The sequence below is a fragment of the Paenirhodobacter hankyongi genome, assembly GCF_003664585.1.
Lineage (GTDB): Bacteria > Pseudomonadota > Alphaproteobacteria > Rhodobacterales > Rhodobacteraceae > Rhodobacter > Rhodobacter hankyongi.
In genome coordinates, this window is the sequence record NZ_RCHI01000018.1 from 38,857 (window position 1) to 58,222 (window position 19,366).

At 64.4% G+C, this 19,366-nt stretch carries 16 protein-coding genes; 14 read left to right on the forward strand and 2 right to left on the reverse strand.

The genetic code is table 11. The features are described 5' to 3' along the window. Positions 1-2: 2 nt before the first annotated feature. From DYS74_RS15650 to DYS74_RS15715, 14 genes are all read left to right on the forward strand, one after another. Positions 3-4,430 carry an Eco57I restriction-modification methylase domain-containing protein gene (locus DYS74_RS15650; RefSeq protein ID WP_121534613.1) on the forward strand — a complete coding sequence of 1,476 codons (4,428 nt, stop codon included), beginning with the start codon at positions 3-5 and terminating at the stop codon, positions 4,428-4,430. Beyond that, positions 4,417-6,378: a hypothetical protein gene (locus tag DYS74_RS15655; RefSeq protein WP_121534614.1), complete on the forward strand. Its 1,962-nt coding sequence runs from the start codon at positions 4,417-4,419 to the stop codon at positions 6,376-6,378. Before DYS74_RS15650 ends, DYS74_RS15655 begins: the two co-directional genes overlap by 14 nt. Further along, on the forward strand, positions 6,375-7,127 hold the full coding sequence (locus DYS74_RS15660; protein ID WP_121534615.1) for an HNH endonuclease: 753 nt from the start codon (positions 6,375-6,377) through the stop codon (positions 7,125-7,127). Before DYS74_RS15655 ends, DYS74_RS15660 begins: the two co-directional genes overlap by 4 nt. Positions 7,128-7,337: 210 nt before the next feature. Next, positions 7,338-8,288 (forward strand): P-type conjugative transfer ATPase TrbB, encoded by a 951-nt coding sequence (gene trbB, locus DYS74_RS15665; RefSeq protein WP_449295446.1) that lies wholly within the window; start codon positions 7,338-7,340, stop codon positions 8,286-8,288. Further along, positions 8,285-8,617: a TrbC/VirB2 family protein gene (locus DYS74_RS15670; RefSeq protein WP_121534617.1), complete on the forward strand. Its 333-nt coding sequence runs from the start codon at positions 8,285-8,287 to the stop codon at positions 8,615-8,617. Before trbB ends, DYS74_RS15670 begins: the two co-directional genes overlap by 4 nt. Next, the gene (locus DYS74_RS15675) at positions 8,617-8,889 is read left to right on the forward strand and encodes a VirB3 family type IV secretion system protein (RefSeq protein ID WP_121534618.1); all 273 of its coding nucleotides are present in this window, start codon (positions 8,617-8,619) and stop codon (positions 8,887-8,889) included. The genes DYS74_RS15670 and DYS74_RS15675 overlap by 1 nt, the downstream gene beginning before the upstream one ends. 14 nt (positions 8,890-8,903) lie before the next feature. After that, positions 8,904-11,384, forward strand: coding sequence for a conjugal transfer protein TrbE (gene trbE / locus DYS74_RS15680; protein ID WP_121534619.1), 2,481 nt, complete (start codon positions 8,904-8,906; stop codon positions 11,382-11,384). Further along, positions 11,381-12,172 carry a P-type conjugative transfer protein TrbJ gene (gene trbJ, locus DYS74_RS15685; protein ID WP_121534620.1) on the forward strand — a complete coding sequence of 264 codons (792 nt, stop codon included), beginning with the start codon at positions 11,381-11,383 and terminating at the stop codon, positions 12,170-12,172. The genes trbE and trbJ overlap by 4 nt, the downstream gene beginning before the upstream one ends. A gap of 20 nt (positions 12,173-12,192) precedes the next feature. Continuing rightward, a complete protein-coding gene (gene trbK-alt / locus DYS74_RS15690) occupies positions 12,193-12,471 on the forward strand; it encodes a putative entry exclusion protein TrbK-alt (protein WP_121534621.1) in 279 nt (92 codons plus the stop codon). Positions 12,472-12,474: 3 nt separating this feature from the next. After that, complete coding sequence (trbL, locus tag DYS74_RS15695) at positions 12,475-13,827, forward strand: P-type conjugative transfer protein TrbL (RefSeq protein ID WP_121534622.1); 1,353 nt, start codon at positions 12,475-12,477, stop codon at positions 13,825-13,827. Beyond that, complete coding sequence (gene trbF, locus DYS74_RS15700) at positions 13,824-14,513, forward strand: conjugal transfer protein TrbF (RefSeq protein ID WP_121534623.1); 690 nt, start codon at positions 13,824-13,826, stop codon at positions 14,511-14,513. The genes trbL and trbF overlap by 4 nt, the downstream gene beginning before the upstream one ends. Further along, complete coding sequence (gene trbG / locus DYS74_RS15705; protein ID WP_245965300.1) at positions 14,510-15,493, forward strand: P-type conjugative transfer protein TrbG; 984 nt, start codon at positions 14,510-14,512, stop codon at positions 15,491-15,493. Before trbF ends, trbG begins: the two co-directional genes overlap by 4 nt. Beyond that, complete coding sequence (locus tag DYS74_RS15710) at positions 15,486-16,631, forward strand: TrbI/VirB10 family protein (protein WP_121534624.1); 1,146 nt, start codon at positions 15,486-15,488, stop codon at positions 16,629-16,631. Before trbG ends, DYS74_RS15710 begins: the two co-directional genes overlap by 8 nt. 1 nt (position 16,632) lies before the next feature. After that, positions 16,633-16,857, forward strand: a complete 225-nt coding sequence (locus DYS74_RS15715) for a DUF2274 domain-containing protein (RefSeq protein WP_121534625.1) — start codon at positions 16,633-16,635, stop codon at positions 16,855-16,857. 30 nt (positions 16,858-16,887) lie between these two features. Here DYS74_RS15715 and DYS74_RS15720 read toward each other — a convergent pair whose 3' ends face one another. Together DYS74_RS15720 and DYS74_RS15725 are read right to left on the reverse strand one after the other, a co-directional pair. Further along, complete coding sequence (locus DYS74_RS15720; RefSeq protein WP_121534626.1) at positions 16,888-17,805, reverse strand: LysR family transcriptional regulator; 918 nt, start codon at positions 17,803-17,805, stop codon at positions 16,888-16,890. A 1,092-nt stretch (positions 17,806-18,897) separates the two neighbouring features. Beyond that, the gene (locus DYS74_RS15725) at positions 18,898-19,311 is read right to left on the reverse strand and encodes an Rrf2 family transcriptional regulator (RefSeq protein ID WP_121534627.1); all 414 of its coding nucleotides are present in this window, start codon (positions 19,309-19,311) and stop codon (positions 18,898-18,900) included. Positions 19,312-19,366 lie beyond the last annotated feature (55 nt).

Consider the following 19,366-nt stretch of genomic DNA (forward strand, 5'->3'; position numbering starts at 1 on the left):
CCATGGCACGTCCGCAAATCACTGATATGTCGGCATGGCCCTCAATCACCATCGAGGGCAACCTCATTGCCCCGGCAATGCTCGCTCAAATTGCAGAAACCGCTCAGCGCGACAGCGAGGAAATCCGCGCAGCCTACGGCGTACGCAAAGGCCTGACTCTGCGCGAGGAAATCTCTACGGCCTTCCGTGTGGGGCAATCGCATTTCGACGAGTTTTCTGGTGTGCAGGCGCCCTCGGCAGACGCGACGCGTCGCTTCTTGGGCAAGTTCCTTGCCGAGACCTTTGGCTTTTCTGATCTCGTGCCGAGTGGGGGTGTGCTGGCTTTTTCGGCGGGTGCTCGCGTACCGATTGTCGTCGTGCCGCCAAGCGAAGAAAAGCTTGATCGACGCAGCCCTACGCTTTCGACAGACCGCTCTCGCTCGCCCGCTTTCGCGCTACAAGACTGCCTGAACGAACGAGATGATTATCTCTGGGGCCTGGCCTGCAACGGCACCAAGATCCGGCTGATGCGCGACAATGCCTCGCTCACGCGCCCTGCCTATATCGAAGCAGATCTGGCGCAGATCTTCGGGAACGAAGACGCAGCGTCTTTCGCCGTTCTCTGGCTGCTCATTCACCGCACGAGTTTTGGCCCCTCCGGCACTCCAGCCACCGATTGCGCGCTCGAGCGTTGGCGCGAGACAGGCGCGCGCGAGGGCGAGGTGGCGCGTGACCGCCTTGCCGGACAGGTCGAAGACGCGCTGCGCCTTCTGGGCACAGGTTTTCTTGAGGCCAATCAGGAACTGGCGGCAAGGGTAGCCTCTGGTGAGTTCCCCATTCTCGCATTCAAGGACGAGTTGCTGCGCTTCGTTTACCGGCTGATCTTCCTGATGGTGGCCGAAGACCGCGATCAACTCCATCCACGCAATGCCAAACTCGAAGCGCGGAAACTCTACGCCGAAGGTTACTCGCTCACCGCCCTGCGCCAGCAATGCTTCCGTGCGGCGAGCTGGGACAAGCACGCGGATCGTTTCGAGGGCATCAAAGTCGTGTTCCGAGCCCTGACGCGCGGCGAAGAGGCGCTTGGCCTGCCGGCGCTCGGGGGGCTTTTCACGCAAGACAAGCTGCCCCATCTCGAAACTGCCCGCTTGCGCAATCGCGCCTTCATGGAAGCGCTTTACCATCTCTCGTGGCTCGACGGGAAATCCGGCAAGATCCCGGTGAACTGGCGAGCGATGCAGACCGAGGAACTCGGCTCGGTCTATGAAACACTGCTCGAACTGCAGCCGCAGCTCAGCGATGATGGCCGCGCGCTGGTCTTTGCGACCGATGCCGCCGAGCAGAAGGGAAACCAGCGCAAGACCACGGGCTCCTATTACACGCCCGACAGTCTCGTGCAGGCGCTCCTCGATACCGCGCTCGATCCGGTGCTGGCGCGCATTGAAACCGAGGAAAAGGCCCCCGAAAGGGCGCTCCTCAAACTGGCCGTCATCGACCCGGCTTGCGGCTCGGGGCACTTTTTGCTGGCCGCCGCGCGCCGCATTGCCAGCCGCTTGGCCCGGCTCCGCGCCGACGGCACCCCGTCGGACGAGGACTTCCGCCACGCGCTGCGCGATGTCGCCCGCAATTGCATCTACGGCGTCGACCGCAATCCGATGGCGGTCGAGCTCACCAAGGTTGCGCTCTGGATCGAGACCGTCGATCCCGGCAAACCGCTTGGCTTTTTCGATGCGCAGATCCGCTGTGGCGATGCACTTCTTGGCGTGTTCGACCTGAGCGTGCTGCAAGAGGGCATCCCCGATGCGGCCTACAAGCCGCTGACCGGTGACGACACCAAAGTGGCGCGCCATTACCTGCAGAAGAACCGCCGCGAAACGGCCGAGCGCGACCGCATCACCCAAGGCTTTGGCCTGCACCGGCAGCGCGACCTGATGCGCGATTTCGAAACCCTGCGCGAGATGCCCGAGGACAGCGTCTCCGAGATCGCGGCCAAGGCCGATCGTTGGCGCGCACTTACTGCCGAGGGGCAGGGGGCCTGGCAACTCGAGCAGGCCTGCAATCTCTATACCGCGGCCTTCCTGCTGCCCAAGACGGAGGGGGGGCAATTTGCCGGGCCCGACGGGTTGCCCCGGCGCGGTGCAGAGACGGTTCCGACCTCCGGCACGCTTTGGGAATGGCTGCGCGGGGTGATACCCTTTGGCCCGCTCTTCGCCGCCGCGACCGAGGCCGCAACCCACGCCCGTGCCTTCCACTGGCCGCTCGAGTTCCCCAATGTCATGAGCCGGGGCGGGTTCGACGTGGTGTTGGGGAACCCGCCCTGGGACACCATGAGCCCGGACTTCAAGGAGTTCTTCTCCGTCTACGATCCGAATATTCGCAGCATGTCCCCGGATGAACAAAGAGAAGCCTACGGGATATTGCTCGCTGATCCGATCATCGCCGAGCGCTGGGAACGCCATTGCAATGATCTTTACGCGGCGGTCCATTTCATCAAGTCGAGCGGGCGATACCGGCTGTTCGCCGAAGGCAACCTCGGCAAGGGAGACTTCAACGTCTACAGGATGTTCGTGGAAACCGCCCTTGCTGCCACGAGGGACGGCCGGGTGGCCGCGCAGTTCGTTCCCGAGGGGCTCTACAACGGGGCAAATGCGACGGCGATCCGCCGGGAGATGTTCTCCAACTTCCATCTGAGCCATCTGGCGGGTTTCGAGAACACGAAAGGGATATGGTTCGACAAGATCGATACCCGTATGAAGTTCTGCCTCTACACCGCCTGGAAGGGCGGCAGAACGGAAGAGCTTTACTCGGTGTTTCGCGTGAACAGCCTCGAAAAGCTGCAAGCCTTCATGGCGGGCGGTGCCTTGCGCATCCCGGTTTCCGTCGTCGAGGAATTTTCGCCCGAGGCGGTGGCCGTCATGGAATTCGCGGCGCAGTCGGAAATCGACATCTGCGCGCGCATGTATGCCCGATATCCGAAATTCGGCGTCGAGGTGGAGGGCCTTCCTTACCGTCACTACATGGCGGAAGCTCACATGGGGAACGACCGGGAACTCTTCACGGAAGGTTCTGACGGGTTGCCGGTTTTCGAGGGGCGTATGATCGACGCCTTTGACTATCGCGCAAAAGGTTACGTTTCGGGGCGCGGCCGGTCTGCGGTGTGGGAGGATTTTGCTTTTGGATCGGCGGGCAAGCGGATTCAGCCGCAATGGCGGATTCTCGATGAGCGGATACCGGAGAAACTGGGGGATCGGGTGTATCGGTATCGGATCGGGTTCGGCGATGTGGCCAGCCCGACGAACCAGAGAGCATTAACTGCTGCTCTAGTCCCACCAAGTGTGATTTGCGGAGACAAAGTCCCAACAATTATTCTGTCTGCAGACCCGCGAGATCACCTGCTTTGGCTCGGGGTCGCCAATTCGATCGTTATGGATTTCTTGGTGCGAAAGAAAGTTTCGCTGAAGATGTCATATACCATCATGGACAGCCTGCCGTTTCCGCGTGATTTCGAGACCACACCTGCGGCGATTGAGATTGCGCGAAAAGTCTGCGCCCTCTGCGCGGTCGGCCCGGAGATGGCGGCGTTCCGCGCTGAAGCCGTCGAAGCCAGAATACTGTCTTCCGTAGATGATATCGTTGAGGCCCCGGACCAGCGGGCTGTGGTTGCCGCCGAAATCAACGCTTTGGTCGCGCAAGAGGTGTTTGGCCTGACGCAGCAGGAAATGCTCTATATTCTCGATCCCGACAATGTGCTCGGGCAGGATTGTGGCGTTGAAACGTTCAAGGCTCTGCGGAACGCTGAATTGCGCGAGTTCCAGGAGTTCCGGACCCAGCGGTTGATCATGGAGGCCTGGGACAGGCTTGCAGCCGTGGGCGGCGCCGTGCAACCCGACCTTGCGGCTGCGCGGACGGTTTCAGACACGGCCGTCCAGATCACTCTGCCGCCGCTGGCAGATCTGGGCAACGGGGCATGGGCATGGCCCGCCGCCGCAGATATGCGCAACCGCTTGCGCGCCGCAGCGATCTACGCCCTCTGGCTCGCCGATCCGCGGCAGGATGCCTCTCGAACGCGCCTGCTTGTGCAGAGCACGGCGACCCCTTCGCTCATGACGGAATCCCTGAACGGGTCCGACAGAGCCGCATGGTTGCGTCTCGTGGGCAATGAAGCGCAACCGCCACGAGGTGCCGCGCCGCTCAGGGCGCCCATCGATGCGGCGTGGCGGGATGTCTATCAAGAGCTGACCCGTTCTGGAAACTTGACCGAGAACGCCGAGGGAGATTGGGTGCGCGGTGCGCATTTTGACGCCTCGCTTCTTGACGAGAACTCGCCCAATGCGCAGCGCACGGCATTTGTTCTGAACGCGCTCCGGCGATTGGATCAACAGCGGCTTGCCGAGGCCACTCGGGCTGCAGACATTGTTAACCCTTTGAGGTTCGGCCATGGCACAGGTTGATCTGTTCGCACCTGAGCTTAAGCCCCCCGTCGCGCCGGCCGACCGCCGCGAGCCCCGGCTATGGGTGCGTCGCGTTGCGCTCTTCGCCGATCCCAGCACCTCGATCCGCGACATCCCCCTGCGACCCGGCCTCAACATCATCTGGACGCCGGACATGTCCAGCAGCGGGGCCTTGGCGCATGGCAGCGGCAAGACGACCCTGTGTCGGCTGATCCGGGGGTGTCTTGGAGAGGCGCACTTTGCCACGCCCGAGCAAAAACTGCGGATGATGCGGCACTACCCAAACGGCTTTGCCGCCGCCGAGGTGATGATCGACGGGGTTTGCTGGGTGGCGTTTCGGCATTGGGGGCTGGCCCGAGATTATGTCGTTCGTTGTGACAGTATCGAAGAGGGTCTGACGCGAGGCTGGGTGGAAGGTGATCTCACGTCGCTTGACGAGGTGATCACCCGCGCGTTCTTCGAGAGCTTCGCCGGGCAGGCGCCCGCGGATGTCGGAGAAGATCGCATCTGGGATGTTCTGCGCGCCTGGCTCACCCGGGATCAGGAATGTCGGCTTTCGGACATTCTGGATTGGCGTTCGAGCAAGACCGAAACAGGGTCGCGGGCGCAGCAACTTGGGGCCGCATCGAAACTGGCTATGATGCGCCTGGCGCTGCGTGCGATTGATGCCGACGAACGGAAGGCCGCGGAGGAAGCGCAGAAGCTTTCGAAGGCGGTCGACGCCGAGCGCAAGCGCACCGACGCGAAAAAACTGCTCCGCGACGAGGAGTTGGCCGAGCTGCGGCGGGAGTTCGGAGTCGACGAGAGCGTTGGCTTTGAAGATGATCTCGAGAGGAAGGGCCTGATTTCCTTGGCCGAGGCTGCCCTGCAAGAAGCGATGCGGGCGGAGTTGCCCCTTGCGCCCGACTACGCTGGGCTCTTGGCACGAAGCGAAACGCTGAATGAAGAGCGGCAGGGCTTGGTCGACGAGCGAGCTGCGGCGACACTGGCCGCAAGCGAAAAGCGCCTGGAGGCGGGGCATCTCCGCAGTGAAGCTGAGATCGGTGTGATGGACCTGAGTGTTGCTCCCGTGCGGGTCTGCCCGGTGTGCAAAGTGCCCGTGGATCAGGTGTTGGTTGACGGGTGCAAAATTTCCTCGGAGCCCTGTGATACTACGAAATTGCGAAAAGATATCAGTGACAAGCGGAACAAAGCCCAAAACCTAGAGCAAGAGGCCGGCGGCGCCGAACAACAGGTGCAGCGGCTCACCGCACGGATACAGCAAATTGATGATGCTCTCGGCCAAATTAAGCGTGATCAAGAGCAAGCAGAGAAGCGCAAAGAGGCCGTGGAGCAAGCCCGCGAAGAAATCCTGGATGGGATCGTCCACCAGCGGCAGTGTCTGGATCAGGTTCGAAGGCTTTCGCAGGCAACTGCAGAAAATAACGAGCCATCGGCGTCTCAGCTGCGGCTGGATGTGTTACGTGCTCAAGTAAAGGCCGGACAAGAGCGCGCACAAAAGGCGCTCGGGGACGTCGAGCAGCGTTTCAGAGGCTTTGTCGCGCAATGGCTTCAAGGCGGGGCGGAAGGAAAGTTGCACCTCGATGGCAATGGACTGCGCGCCGATGTCCAATTCTCAGGGCGCGGAGAGATCTCAACGGCGGCTTTGGACTCATTGAAAATCGTCGCGTTCGACTTGGTGGCCTTGCACATGGCCGCCGAAGACAAGGTCACCTTGCCCGCCTTTCTTATTCACGACAGCCCAAGAGAGGCCGACTTGGATGCCGCTCTTTATAGGAGGTTGTTCGAGTTTGTCGTCGGCTGGGAATCCGAGAGCTCGCCATGCTCCTTCCAATACATCGTGACGACGACAACCGCGCCTCCTGACTTTCTGCAGGACGGTCCACAAATGCGTCTTGAGATGCATTCGACTCCGAGCTCTGAGCGTTTGTTCAAGGTGGATCTATGATTGTCGAAACGCCACAATCCTTTGTGGTCCGCGAAGAGTGCCGCAAGGCCGCGGCGCAGAATGGCTACCGGCGCGAGTTGGGCGAGGCAGAGGGGTGGGCGCGGTTTGGCTCGACCACGGCGCGTGGTGATCTCTGGCTTGCTGCGGCAGGTCCGGTTGGACCGTGGTTTGCCGCGCTCGATCATTCCGGCGTAGTAGCCGAGTTGGGTGCCACTCACGCTGTGCTGAAAGGTCCTGGGATTGCTCGCTTCGCCTTTGCCGAATTGGGCAATCTATATACGACGTTGGCGCGGGTCTATGAGCTTGGGGTTGCGCTGCCCGATGCGCCATTTGCCGAGTTTCGCGCCGCCGTGCAAGGTATGCCCGCAACCACGGAGGCCGAGCGGCTCGTGATTGCACGAGTTGGCCAAGATATCTTTCGCGCGCGGCTGATGAGCTACTGGCGCGGACGTTGCCCTTTGACCGGAATTACCGAGCCCGAGTTGTTGCGCGCCTCTCACATCATTCCCTGGAGCGAATGCGAAAGCGATGAGGAGCGGCTCAATGTGCATAATGGATTGCTGCTTTCAGCGCTTTGGGACGCAGCGTTTGACCGCGCCTTGGTGAGCTTCACCGACGAAGGCACGCCGCTCTTTTCGAGACGGCTAACGGCCGATGCTCTTTCCGCTCTACGATGTGAAGGGCGGCTCGCATTGAATGATGAACACCGGATGCGTTTGGCCAAGCACAGAGAACGGCTGGAAAAGTAGTCACGTGGCCGGACTTGGTCGTTCTCGCCGTTCCCCTGTCGTTGCACGCCACGGCCCTACGCCGTCTGAACATCTGTTGAACCGGCGCCAGTTCCGGCTTTCTTAATCGACCCCGATCCAGGGCTGCCTGTTGGAGGCGTCCGGCAAAGGAACGGGGACGACATGGCGGCGCACGACCGGCGACCAGAAGCGATCAAGAGAGGCGCGCGGATGCTGCGCACCGCGCTCGGGCCGGCGATCGCCCGGTTTCTGGAAGACCCCATGGCCGTCGAGGTGATGCTCAACCCCGACGGGCGGCTCTGGATCGACGGGCTGTCCGAGGGTCTGGCCGACACTGGCGAAACGCTTTCGCCCGCCGATGGCGAGCGCATCATCCGTCTGGTCGCGCACCATGTCGGAGCCGAGGTCCACGCCGGTGCGCCGCGGGTTTCGGCAGAAATGCCCGAGACCGGCGAGCGGTTCGAGGGGTTGCTGCCGCCCGTGGTCGCGGCACCCGCCTTCGCGATCCGCAAACCGGCCGTCGCCGTGTTCACGCTCGATGACTACGTGGCGTCCGAGGTGATGACGCCCGAACAGGCCCGGGTGTTGCGGGCTGCCGTTGTCGGGCGCGCCAATATCCTGGTCGCGGGCGGCACCTCGACTGGCAAGACCACGCTGACCAATGCGCTCCTCGCCGAATTGGCAAGCACGCAGGAGCGCGTTGTCATCATCGAGGATACGCGCGAGCTGCAATGTGCTGCGCCCAATCTCGTTGCCCTGCGCACCAAGGATGGCGTGGCCTCGCTCTCCGATCTGGTGCGCTCGTCGTTGCGGCTGCGGCCCGACCGTATTCCGATTGGCGAGGTGCGCGGTGCCGAGGCGCTCGATCTCCTGAAAGCCTGGGGCACCGGCCATCCGGGCGGCATCGGCACCATTCATGCGGGCTCGGCGCTCGGGGCCCTACGCCGCATGGAACAGCTCATTCAGGAAGCCGTGGTCACCGTGCCACGCGCCCTGATCGCGGAGACCATCGACCTTGTCGCCGTTCTCGCCGGTCGCGGCGGGGGGCGCCGCCTCGTCGAACTCGCCCGGGTCGAAGGGCTCGGCGCCGATGGCGATTACCGGATTTTCCCGGCCGAATTCCCGACTTCCACCGCTCACGAAACAGGAGACAGCGCATGATCCCGAACCCCCTTCATCTTCCTCGCCAAGCAGCGACGGCTGCCACTTTCGCGTGGGTGAGCCTCGTGCTCGCCCAACCGGCCCGGGCCTCGGGCTCGTCCATGCCCTGGGAGGCGCCGCTGCAAAGCATCCTCGAGTCGATCGAGGGGCCGGTCGCCAAGATCGTCGCGGTGATCATCATCATTACCACCGGCCTCGCGCTGGCCTTCGGCGACACTTCGGGGGGCTTTCGCCGCCTGATCCAGATCGTCTTCGGCATCTCCATCGCCTTTGCCGCCAGCTCCTTCTTCCTGAGCTTCTTCAGCTTCGGCGGCGGGGCGCTGATCTGATGCTGGAGCAACTCTCCGAGGTGCCGGGCTTTTCCGTGCCGGTCCACCGGGCGCTGACCGAGCCGATCCTGCTCGGTGGGGCGCCGCGCGCTTTCGCGATCCTGAACGGCACGCTGGCCGGGGCCATCGGCCTCGGGCTCCAGCTCTGGCTGGTGGGGATCGCGGTTGCGCTTTTGGGGCACGCGGCGGCGGTCTGGGCCGCGCGGCGCGATCCGCTTTTCGTCGAGGTCGGGCGCAGGCATCTGCGCCTGCCCGGGCATCTGCAGGTCTGAAGGAGGGCAGGGGCGTGATGAACCTCTCCGAATACCGTCCCCGCGGGGCGCATCTGGCCGATTACCTGCCCTGGGCGGCGCTGGTGGCCAAGGGCATCGTGCTGAACAAGGACGGCAGCTTCCAGCGCACGGCGCAGTTTCGCGGGCCTGACCTCGACAGCGCGGTGGCGGCGGAACTGGTCGCCGTCGCCGGGCGGCTCAACAACGCCCTGCGCCGGCTCGGCTCGGGCTGGGCGATCTTCGTCGAGGCGCAACGCTCCGAGGCCGCGACCTATCCCGAGAGCTACTTCCCCGATCCCGCCTCGGCGCTGCTCGATGCCGAGCGCAAGGCCGCCTTCGAGGAGCAGGGGATGCATTTCATCTCGGGCTATTACCTGACCCTGCTCTATCTGCCGCCCGCCGAAGATGCGGCGCGGGCCGAGACCTGGCTCTACGAGGGGCGCGAACACTCCGGCGTGGACGCCCATGAGATCCTGCGCGGATTCATCGACCGTTCCGACCGGGTGTTGGCGCTGCACGACGGTTTCATGCCGGAATGCCGCTGGCTCGATGATGGCGAGGTGCTCACCTACCTGCACTCGACCATCTCCACCAATCGCCAGCGCGTGCGCCTTCCCGAGGTGCCGATCTATCTCGACGCTCTGCTCGCCGATCAGCCGCTCACCGGCGGGCTCGAGCCGCAGCTCGGCCGGGCGCATCTGCGCGTTCTCACCATCACCGGCTTTCCGACCGCGACGACGCCCGGCATCCTCGATGAGCTGAACCGGCTGGCCTTTCCCTATCGCTGGTCGACCCGCGCGATCCTGATGGACAAGCTCGAGGCCACGCGGATGGTCACCAAGCTGCGCCGGCAGTGGTTTGCCAAGCGCAAGAGCATCGCCGCCATCCTGCGCGAGGTGATGACCAACGAGCAATCGGCGCTGGTCGATACCGATGCCGCGAACAAGGCGGCCGATGCCGATCTCGCGCTGCAGGAGCTCGGCGCCGACTTCGCGGGACAGGCCTATGTCACCGCCAGCATCACCGTCTGGGATGATGACCCGCGCCTTGCCGACGAGAAACTTCGACTGGTCGAAAAGGTCATCCAGGGCCGGGATTTCACCGCCATGGTCGAGACGATCAACGCGGTCGATGCCTGGCTGGGTTCGCTGCCCGGCCATGCCTATGCCAATGTCCGCCAGCCGCCGATCTCGACCCTGAACCTCGCCCATATGATCCCGCTTTCGGCGGTCTGGGCGGGTGATGCCGAGGACGCGCATTTCAAGGCGCCGCCTCTGCTTTACGGCAAGACCGAGGGATCGACCCCCTTCCGCTTTTCGCTCCATGTCGGCGATGTCGGTCACACGCTGGTGGTGGGGCCGACCGGCGCGGGCAAGTCGGTGCTGCTCGCCGCCATGGCGCTGCAGTTTCGCCGCTACGCCCAGGCGCAGGTCTTTGCCTTCGATTTCGGCGGCTCGATCCGGGCCGCGGCGCTGGCCATGGGCGGGGACTGGTACGATCTGGGCGGAGACTTGACGGAAGGGGATGACACCTCCGTGGCGCTGCAGCCCCTGGCGCGGATCGACGCGCCCTCCGAACGCGCCTGGGCTGCGGACTGGATCGCCGCGATCCTGGCTCGCGAAGGGATCACGATCACCCCGGAGGTGAAAGACCATCTCTGGACTGCGCTCAACTCGCTGGCCTCCGCCCCGGTCGGCGAGCGCACCCTCACCGGGTTGGCCGTGCTCCTGCAATCGAACGAGCTCAAACAGGCCTTGCGCCCCTTTTGCCTGGGTGGGGCCCATGGTCGCCTGCTCGATGCCGAGGCGGAAAACCTCGGGACAGCCTCGGTGCAGGCCTTCGAGATCGAGGGGCTGGTGGGCACTGCGGCCGCGCCCGCCGTGCTCTCCTACCTCTTCCACCGCATCGGCGACCAGCTCGACGGGCGCCCCACGTTGCTCATCATCGACGAGGGGTGGCTTGCGCTCGATGATGAGAGCTTCGCGGGCCAGCTCCGGGAATGGCTCAAGACCCTGCGCAAGAAGAACGCCTCGGTCGTTTTTGCAACGCAGTCGTTGTCGGATATCGACACTTCGCCCATTGCACCGGCCATCATCGAAAGCTGCCCGACGCGGCTCTTGCTGCCTAATGAGCGCGCCATCGAGCCGCAGATCACCGCGATCTATCGCCGCTTCGGGCTTAACGACCGGCAGATCGAGATCCTCGCCCGTGCCACGCCGAAGCGCGACTATTACTGCCAGTCGCGGCGCGGCAACCGGCTCTTCGAGCTTGGCCTCAGCGAGGTCGGCCTCGCGCTCTGCGCCGCCTCGGCCAAATCCGATCAGGCCCGCATCGGCCAGATTCTCGCCGAGGTCGGGGCAGGGGGCTTTCTCACCGCCTGGCTGCGCGCCCGCGGGGTCGACTGGGCCGCCAATCTCATCCCGGAGCTCACGAACCTCGTGCCCGAGGCCGGGGCTCTTCGACAACCCCAACCCGATCAGGAGGTGACATCATGATCCCCAACACTCTTGCCCGTTTCAAACTCCCCCGTGTCTCGATGCTCGCGCTGGCGCTCGCCGTGCCGCTGAGCGCCTCGCCGCTTCTGGCACCGCCGGCGCATGCGCTCTTCGGTTTCGGAAGCGGGCCGTTCATCGTTTACGATCCGACCAACCATGCCGAGAACCTGCTCACCGCGGCGCGCGCGCTGGAGCAGATCAACAACCAGATATCCCAGCTTCAGAACGAAGCGCAGATGCTGATCAACCAGGCTCGCAACCTGACGAGCCTGCCTTATTCGGCGTTGACTGCGCTGCAGCAGAATGTCGATCGTACCCGCACGCTTCTCTCCGAGGCGCAGAACATCGCCTTCGACGTGCAGCAGATCGACCAGATGTTCCAGCAGGACTATGCCCATATCCCGCTGTCCTCAAGCGATGCGCAGTTGCTCTCCGACGCCCGCACCCGCTGGGGCAATACGGTGGGCGGGCTGCAGGATGCGATGCGCGTACAGGCCGGTGTCGTCGGCAATATCGACGCGCAGCGCGCTCAGCTCTCCGCCCTCGTGGGCGAAAGCCAGAGCGCGGTCGGTGCGCTTCAGGCCACGCAGGCGGGCAACCAACTCCTCGCGCTGCAAGCCCAGCAAATCGCCGACCTCACCGCCGTTACCGCCGCCAACGGTCGGGCCGAGGCGCTGGCCGAGGCCGAACGTGCCGCCGCCGCCGAGCAGGGGCGGGTTCAGCGCGAGCGGTTCCTGACCCCGGGCACCGGCTATCAGCCGGGCTCCGCCCAGATGTTTCACAACTGAGACCGAGGGGCAGGGGACGCATGGACAGCAGGACACTCACCCGGGTCGCGGCGGTTGCGCTGTTGGCCGTCGCGCTCACCGCCTCTTTGATCGCGATGAGCTGGCCAGAAGATGCGCCGCCGCGCGCAATCTCCGCGGCGCCAGCGATCACCCCCGCCGATCCCCTGCGCGAGGGGCAACGCCGCTGCCAGCAAATGGGCGAAGCCGCCGCCAATGATCCCGATTGCATGGCCATCTGGGCCGAGACCCGCGACCGCTTCCTCGGACGCGATACCGGGTCTCGGGACGCGGAGCACTGATCCATGGGCGGTACCGGCGTTATCGACACCTTCCTCGGAGTCTTCACCTCCTATATCGACAGCGGATTCGGGCTTCTGGGCAACGAGGTGGCCTTCATCGCCACCACGCTGATCGTGATCGACGTGACGCTCGCCGCGCTCTTCTGGGCCTGGGGCGCCGATGACGACATCCTTGCCCGGCTGGTGAAGAAGACGCTCTTCGTCGGGACCTTCGCCTATCTGATCTCGAACTGGAACAGCCTCGCGCAGATCGTTTTCAACAGTTTCGCGGGGCTGGGGCTGATGGGTTCGGGCACGAGTTTCTCAGCCAGCGATCTCTTGCGTCCCGGGCAGGTGGCCCAGACCGGGCTCGATGCCGGCCGGCCGCTCCTCGAAAGCATTTCCGACCTGATGGGCTTCGTCTCCTTCTTCGAGAATTTCGTCCAGATCGCCTGTCTGCTCTTCGCCTGGGCGCTGGTGCTTCTCGCCTTCTTCATCCTCGCGGTGCAGCTCTTCGTCACCCTCATCGAGTTCAAGCTGACGACGCTCGCGGGCTTCGTGCTCATCCCCTTCGGCTTGTTCGGCAAGACCGCCTTCATGGCCGAACGGGTGCTCGGCAACGTCATCTCCTCGGGCATCAAGGTGCTGGTTCTCGCCGTGATCATCGGCATCGGCTCGACGCTGTTCGGGCAGTTTACCGCTGGTTTCGGCGGTGCGACCCCGACCATCGACGAGGCCATGGCCATTGTGCTCGCGGCGCTTTCGCTTCTGGGTCTCGGCATATTCGGCCCGGGCATCGCCACGGGCCTGGTCTCGGGCGGGCCGCAACTTGGTGCGGGCGCAGCGGTGGGAACAGGTCTTGCCGTGGGCGGAGCGGCCCTCGCCACCGGCAGTGGTGCCATGCTCGCGGCGCGCGGGGCTGGGGCCGCGGTTTCTGGCGGTGTCGCGTCATCGCGCGGAGCCATAGGCGCGGCAGGTGCTGCCTCGAGCGCCTATTCGCTTGGTTCCATCGGCCAGTCCGACGTATCCGGCGTGGCCTCGGGGCTGGGCGGGGTCGCCCGGGCTGCCGGGTCCGCTGCGGCGTCGCCGCTGCGCAAAGCTGCCACGCGGACAGGTGAGGCAGCGAAGGAGAGCTATTCCAGCGGGGCCAAGGCAGGGTTCGCCGCCAGTGGCGGAAGCTCTTCGATGGGTACCATTGCCGAGGGATCAACCGCAGCAGCGCCATTGTTCTCGTCCGGCCCACCCGATTGGGCCAAATCCATGCGCCGCAAACAGGCGCTGAGCCACGGCATCACCTCGGCAGGCCATGCCTTGCGTGCAGGTGACAGCCACGGCGCCGGTGCCGCCATCAGCCTCTCGGAAAGGGATCGCTCATGACCTTCTTCAAACGCTCATCCCCCCATTACGGCAAGACCCCGGAACCGGAAACGCCCTATCAAAAGGCCGCCCAGGTCTGGGACGAGCGTATCGGCTCCGCCCGCGTGCAGGCCCGGAACTGGCGGCTCATGGCCTTCGGTTCGCTCTTTCTTTCCGCCGGATTCGCCGCCGCGCTGGTCTGGCAATCGGCGCGCGGCACCATCGTGCCTTGGGTGGTCGAGATCGACCGCCATGGCGAGGCGCGCGCGGTCGAGGCCGCCACCGCCACTTACCGGCCCACCGATCCGCAGATCGCCTTCCATCTCGCCCGGTTCATCGAAGAGGTGCGCGGGCTTTCCGCCGATCCGATCGTGGTGCGCCAAAATTGGCTGCGCGCCTATGATTACACCACCGATCGCGGCGCGGTGGCGCTGGGCGACTATGCCCGGGCAAGCGATCCGTTCACCCGTGTCGGCAAGGAACAGGTCTCGGTCGAGGTTTCCTCGGTCATTCGTGCCTCGCCCGACAGTTTCCGGGTAGCCTGGAGCGAGCGGCATTACGAGGGCGGCCAGCTCGCCCGCTCCGAGCGCTGGACCGCCATCCTCACCATCGTGATCCAGCCGCCGCGCACACCCGAACGCCTACGCGCCAATCCCCTCGGACTCTATGTCAACGCGATCGACTGGTCGCGGGAGATGAGCCAATGATCCATGCCTCCTCCATGCCCGTCGTGACCTTGCTGAGCGTGTCGCTTCTTGCCGGCTGCGCCACGCGCCCGGCGCCCGAGTTCTCCTATGACGACGAGGTGCCACCGCTCCCGGCAACGCGGACCACGACCTCCGACGATCAACCCCGCGCCCTGCGCACCCCGCCGGCCTGGACCCCGAGCCGGGGCGGGGTCAGCGCCGCGACGCCCGTGGCTCGGGTGACCAACGCCAATGCTGCCGCCCGGGTCGAACCGCGCCGGGACGGTTATTTCAACGCGATCCAGATCTATCCCTGGTCGGAAGGGGCGCTCTATCAGGTTTATGCCGCGCCCGGCCAGATCACCACCATCGCGCTTGAACCCGGCGAGGCGCTGACCGGCACCGGTCCGATCGCGGCGGGCGACACCACCCGCTGGATCATCGGCGATACCGAGAGCGGCTCGGGCAGCGCGCGCCGCGTGCTCGTGCTGGTCAAACCGACGCGCAGCGACATAAGCACCAATCTGGTGATCTCCACCGACCGGCGGACCTATCTGATCGAGCTGCGCGCGGGCGAGCAAACCTGGATGCCCGCGGTCTCCTGGGCCTATCCGCGCCGCGCGTCACCCCAGCGGGTCACGGCGGCAACGCCGGCGATCCCGCCGCTCAATGCGCGCAACCACCGCTACGGGCTGCAGGGCGATGCGCCGCCCTGGCGTCCGGTCTCGGTCTTCGATGATGGCCGCCGCGTCTATGTCGTCTTTCCGGCGGGAATTGCACAGGGCGAGATGCCGCCGCTCTTCGTGCTCGGCTCGGACGGGAAACCCGAGATCGTCAACAGCCGCATCTATCGCAACGTGCTGATCGTCGACCGGCTCTTCGGTGCCGCCGAGTTGCGGCTCGGCAGCGGCCGTAACCAGCAGGTGGTGAAAATCCTGCGTCTCGCACCGCAGGCGGACACAAGCACCGATGCGCCGAAAGCGAGGCAGGGTCATGACTGAACCGAGCACCGGCACCGAAGAGGATCTCGCCGCGCCGATGCGGTTGCGCGCCGATCCGCCCCGGGTCACGCGCCTTTCGCGCAAGGTTCTGGCGGGTCTTGGCCTCGTTGCAGGGCTCGGGATTGGCGGTGCGCTGATCTATGCGCTGCAAAGCCCCGATCGTGGAGCCGGGCCCGAGGAGCTGATCACCACCGATAATCGCCAGCCCGCTGATGGGCTGCGGGACCTGCCGGGCAGCTACGATGCCGTGCCGCGTCTCGGGCCGGCGCTTCCCGGCGATCTCGGTGGCGCGATCCACAGCGCGCAGGAACGGGGCCAGCCGATTGCCACTCCGGCGATCTCTGCTCCCGCCGTGGACCCGGAAGAGCAAAGGCGGTTGGCCGAGATGGACGCAGCCCGCACCAGCGGGTTGTTCTTCCAGACCCGGCCGGGTGCACAGGGCGGCGCGGGGCTCGGGGGCGTTGGCACAGCGCTTTCCGGAGCGGCGGAGGCTGTCGGGCAGGATCGCCAGCAGGCTTTCCTCAATGGGTCTGTCGATCGCCAGACCGTCACAACCGACCGCATCGCAGCCCCGGCCTCGCCCTATATCCTTCAGGCAGGCTCGGTGATCCCGGCGGCGCTTATCACCGGTATCCGCTCGGACTTGCCGGGACAGATCACCGCGCAGGTCACCCAGAACGTCTATGACAGCCCAACCGGTAGCCTGCTCCTGATCCCGCAGGGCACCCGCATCATCGGCGAATACGACAATGGCGTCAGCTTCGGCCAGCGCCGGGTGCTGTTGGTTTGGAACCGGCTGATCCTCCCCAATGGCCGCTCGATCGTGCTCGAACGCCTGCCGGGCGCCGATGCCGCGGGCTATGCCGGGCTCGAGGACGGTGTCGATCACCATTGGGGCGATCTGGCCAAGGCCGCAGGGCTTGCCACGCTTCTCGCTTTCACCGCGGAGCTCGCCACCGATGATGACGACCGGCTTCTGCAAGCGCTGCAGGACGGTGCGGTGGACACGGTCAACGATGCCGGACAGCAGATCGTCCAGCGCCAATTGGCCGTCGCGCCGACACTGACCATTCGGCCCGGCTTCCCGTTGCGGGTGATCGTCAGCCGCGATCTCGTGCTCGAACCCTACGGAGGATGACATGGGCAATCTGAAACTGGGGCCCCTTGCCGATGACAAGCCGGTCAAGCTGACGATCGATCTGCCCGCGGGCCTGCACCGCGATCTGGTGACCTATGGGGAAATCCTCGGACGCGAAGGCGGGCAGGGGGCCGTTGCCCCGGCGCGGCTCATCGTGCCGATGCTGGAGAGGTTCATCGCGACCGATCGGGGCTTTGCCAAGGCGCGCAAGGGCGTCCGAACCTAGCGGACAACTCCCTGCCAGGCCCCGGCGGTGTCAGGTTTCGGGCTCAGCCGTTGGATGATAGGCCGCGTCGAGCGAGAGTTGACGGGCCGTCTCCAGCAGCATGAGCAAGGCGGGGTTTTCGTTTCGCGAAGCCCAGACCGCGCTGAAGGGGAGCAACTCGTCCGCGAGCGGCCGAAACCGAACGCCGGGGGCCTTCGCGGCAATCGTCGCCTCGCTGGTCAGGGTGAGGCCGTGCCCCAGTGCTACCAGCTGGATCAGATCATCTCGCCCGACATCATGCCGGACGATATCGGGGTGATGGCCAAGCGCTGCCAGGCGCTGGATCAGGAAGTCGTGGATTTCTTCGCCGGGAGGCGCACGGGTGACGATGAACCGATCGGTGCGCAAATCCGGAAGATGCATCGTCATGGCGTCACCGCGCGGGTCTGTTTCCGGCAAGACGACAAAGACCCGCTCCGACCAGAGCGGTTGCACCTCGCACCCATCCCAGCGCGCGGTGCCCGTCAGGAAGGCGATATCCAGCTCAAACCGGCGCACGGCCGCAACCTGCTTGGCCGGATTGGCCGCGGTGAAGGTGAGCTGCACATTGGGATAGGCCGCACCGAAAGTGCGAATGAGATCGGCGAGGAACCCCGAGGCGAGCGAGGAGAAGATACCGATCCTGAGGGTGTCTTCGAGAGGTTTAGCGTCCGAACGGGCCTCCGCCAGGGCCAGTTGGATCTGCTCAATCGCGTTGCGGCCGCGCCGGACGAATTTCTCGCCCGCTTCGGTGGGCTTTACGCCGCAATGGTTCCTGACGAACAAGGGAACACCAAGCCGGGCTTCGAGCTCACCTACGCGCCGACTGAGAGCCGATTCTTGAACGCTTAGTGTCGATGCGGCGCGTCGAAAACTGCCGTTTTCAACTGCGGCGATAACATATCGAATGTGGTGAATCTGAACCGGCATGCGTTACCCTCACCCAAGACCCGCGGCGCGTTCTCCTCTCCCCTGTCGCTAAGTGATTATACGACAGGATGGAGGAATTGACGGCCAAAACAATCTTTCGGTTTGCCCCTCCCTGTAGTGGCTGGCCAGAACTTGCCAATAGCTCAGAACAATGGGGCTATCGGTCGGGGCGGTCATCTGGGCGCAGAAGCGTCCTGTCGGGCCCGTGAAATATGTAGTCCGATGTCAAGTCTTCGGCTTGCGGCGGTCCGTTGCTGTTTTGCACGTCGCATGTTCTGCCATTTGTTGCAGACCGCTTCCCGCCACGCCAAATACTCGTAGGGATCGCCTGCTTGCCGAAGGTGGATTGCTCGTCGGAGTTTTGGCGATCAGCCTTGGCCGAGTGGGCTCGGTGACCAAGAACCACTTGCCACCGAGGGGCGTGCAGCCTTGCTCGCAATCGGAGGGGCGCCAAACTCGGTCACGAGGCCAGGGATCACTCGATCGGCATGTAGGTTCGCAGCATATGCCGCGCCCCGTACTCGTGCGCACCGCCGGCCTGAGGACCGTGAGATGTCGGGCGCGGTTTCGGCTCGATGCGTCATGGGCGCTGCGTGTGGCAGAGAGCGAATGCATGAATTGTTCTGGACGTGGCTTGTCCAAAACGATCATGCCCGCCTAGATCTGGAGACTTCAGAAGATGAAAGCGTGCACCCGATTGCGGATGACGTTCAAGCATGGGGTGGTAGCAGTGCACAGCCTATTCAAACGATCCAGTAGCGCGGGCGATGATGCGTCTACGTGCGTGCTTGGGAGCTCGGCTCTCAGCGCAGGGCGGGTGTTGGCCGATGGATCATCTGCGGCAATCCTCGCCAGTCTCACACCAAACATGTCGGATAGCCGCCCGCCGCATCCGCTTCAATCAGATCGAAAAGGACCAACGCGTTCAATGAATAGCTCAAATCATCTTCCAAAATACGCAAGGAACTGGGAGTGCTCGGGCCGGTGGACGGGCACTGTCCACGACGGTACGGGGGCCGACCGGTTGCGAAACCCGGAAATGACGATGGCTATCCCGCGCCTCCAGGCCACCAACAGGGCCCAGACGGTCGGTCATGCTTGTTGAGGGCGATAGACGCAGTCTGCCAACGAACTGCGGTTGAGATCTGCAAGGAAGGCGGCTTCGGCGCCGGCGAGGCGCGCCTTCAGGCGGCAGTGTGGTGTAAGGGTGCAGGCCGTGCCCCCGGGCTGGAAACACTCGACCAGCGCTTGATCCGCCTCGAGATAGGCAACAACATCGCCTAACCGGATGTCCTCGGGGCGCCGTGCGAGCGTCGCTCCGCCGCCGCCGCCCCTCCGTGTTTCCAGGTAGCCAGCGCCAGAAAGCGACGAGATCACCTTTGCAAGATGATTGCGCGACACACGGAATTCATCCGCCAGTTCCGCCGTGGTGAAGGCGCGGTCGGGGCTGCCCGCCATCCGCATGAGAACGCGCAGTCCGAAATCGGTAAAGGACGTGAGGCGCAAGAAATCGCTCCTTGATTTGGTATTTACAGTACGTATTTAAGGGTTATAATCAGCA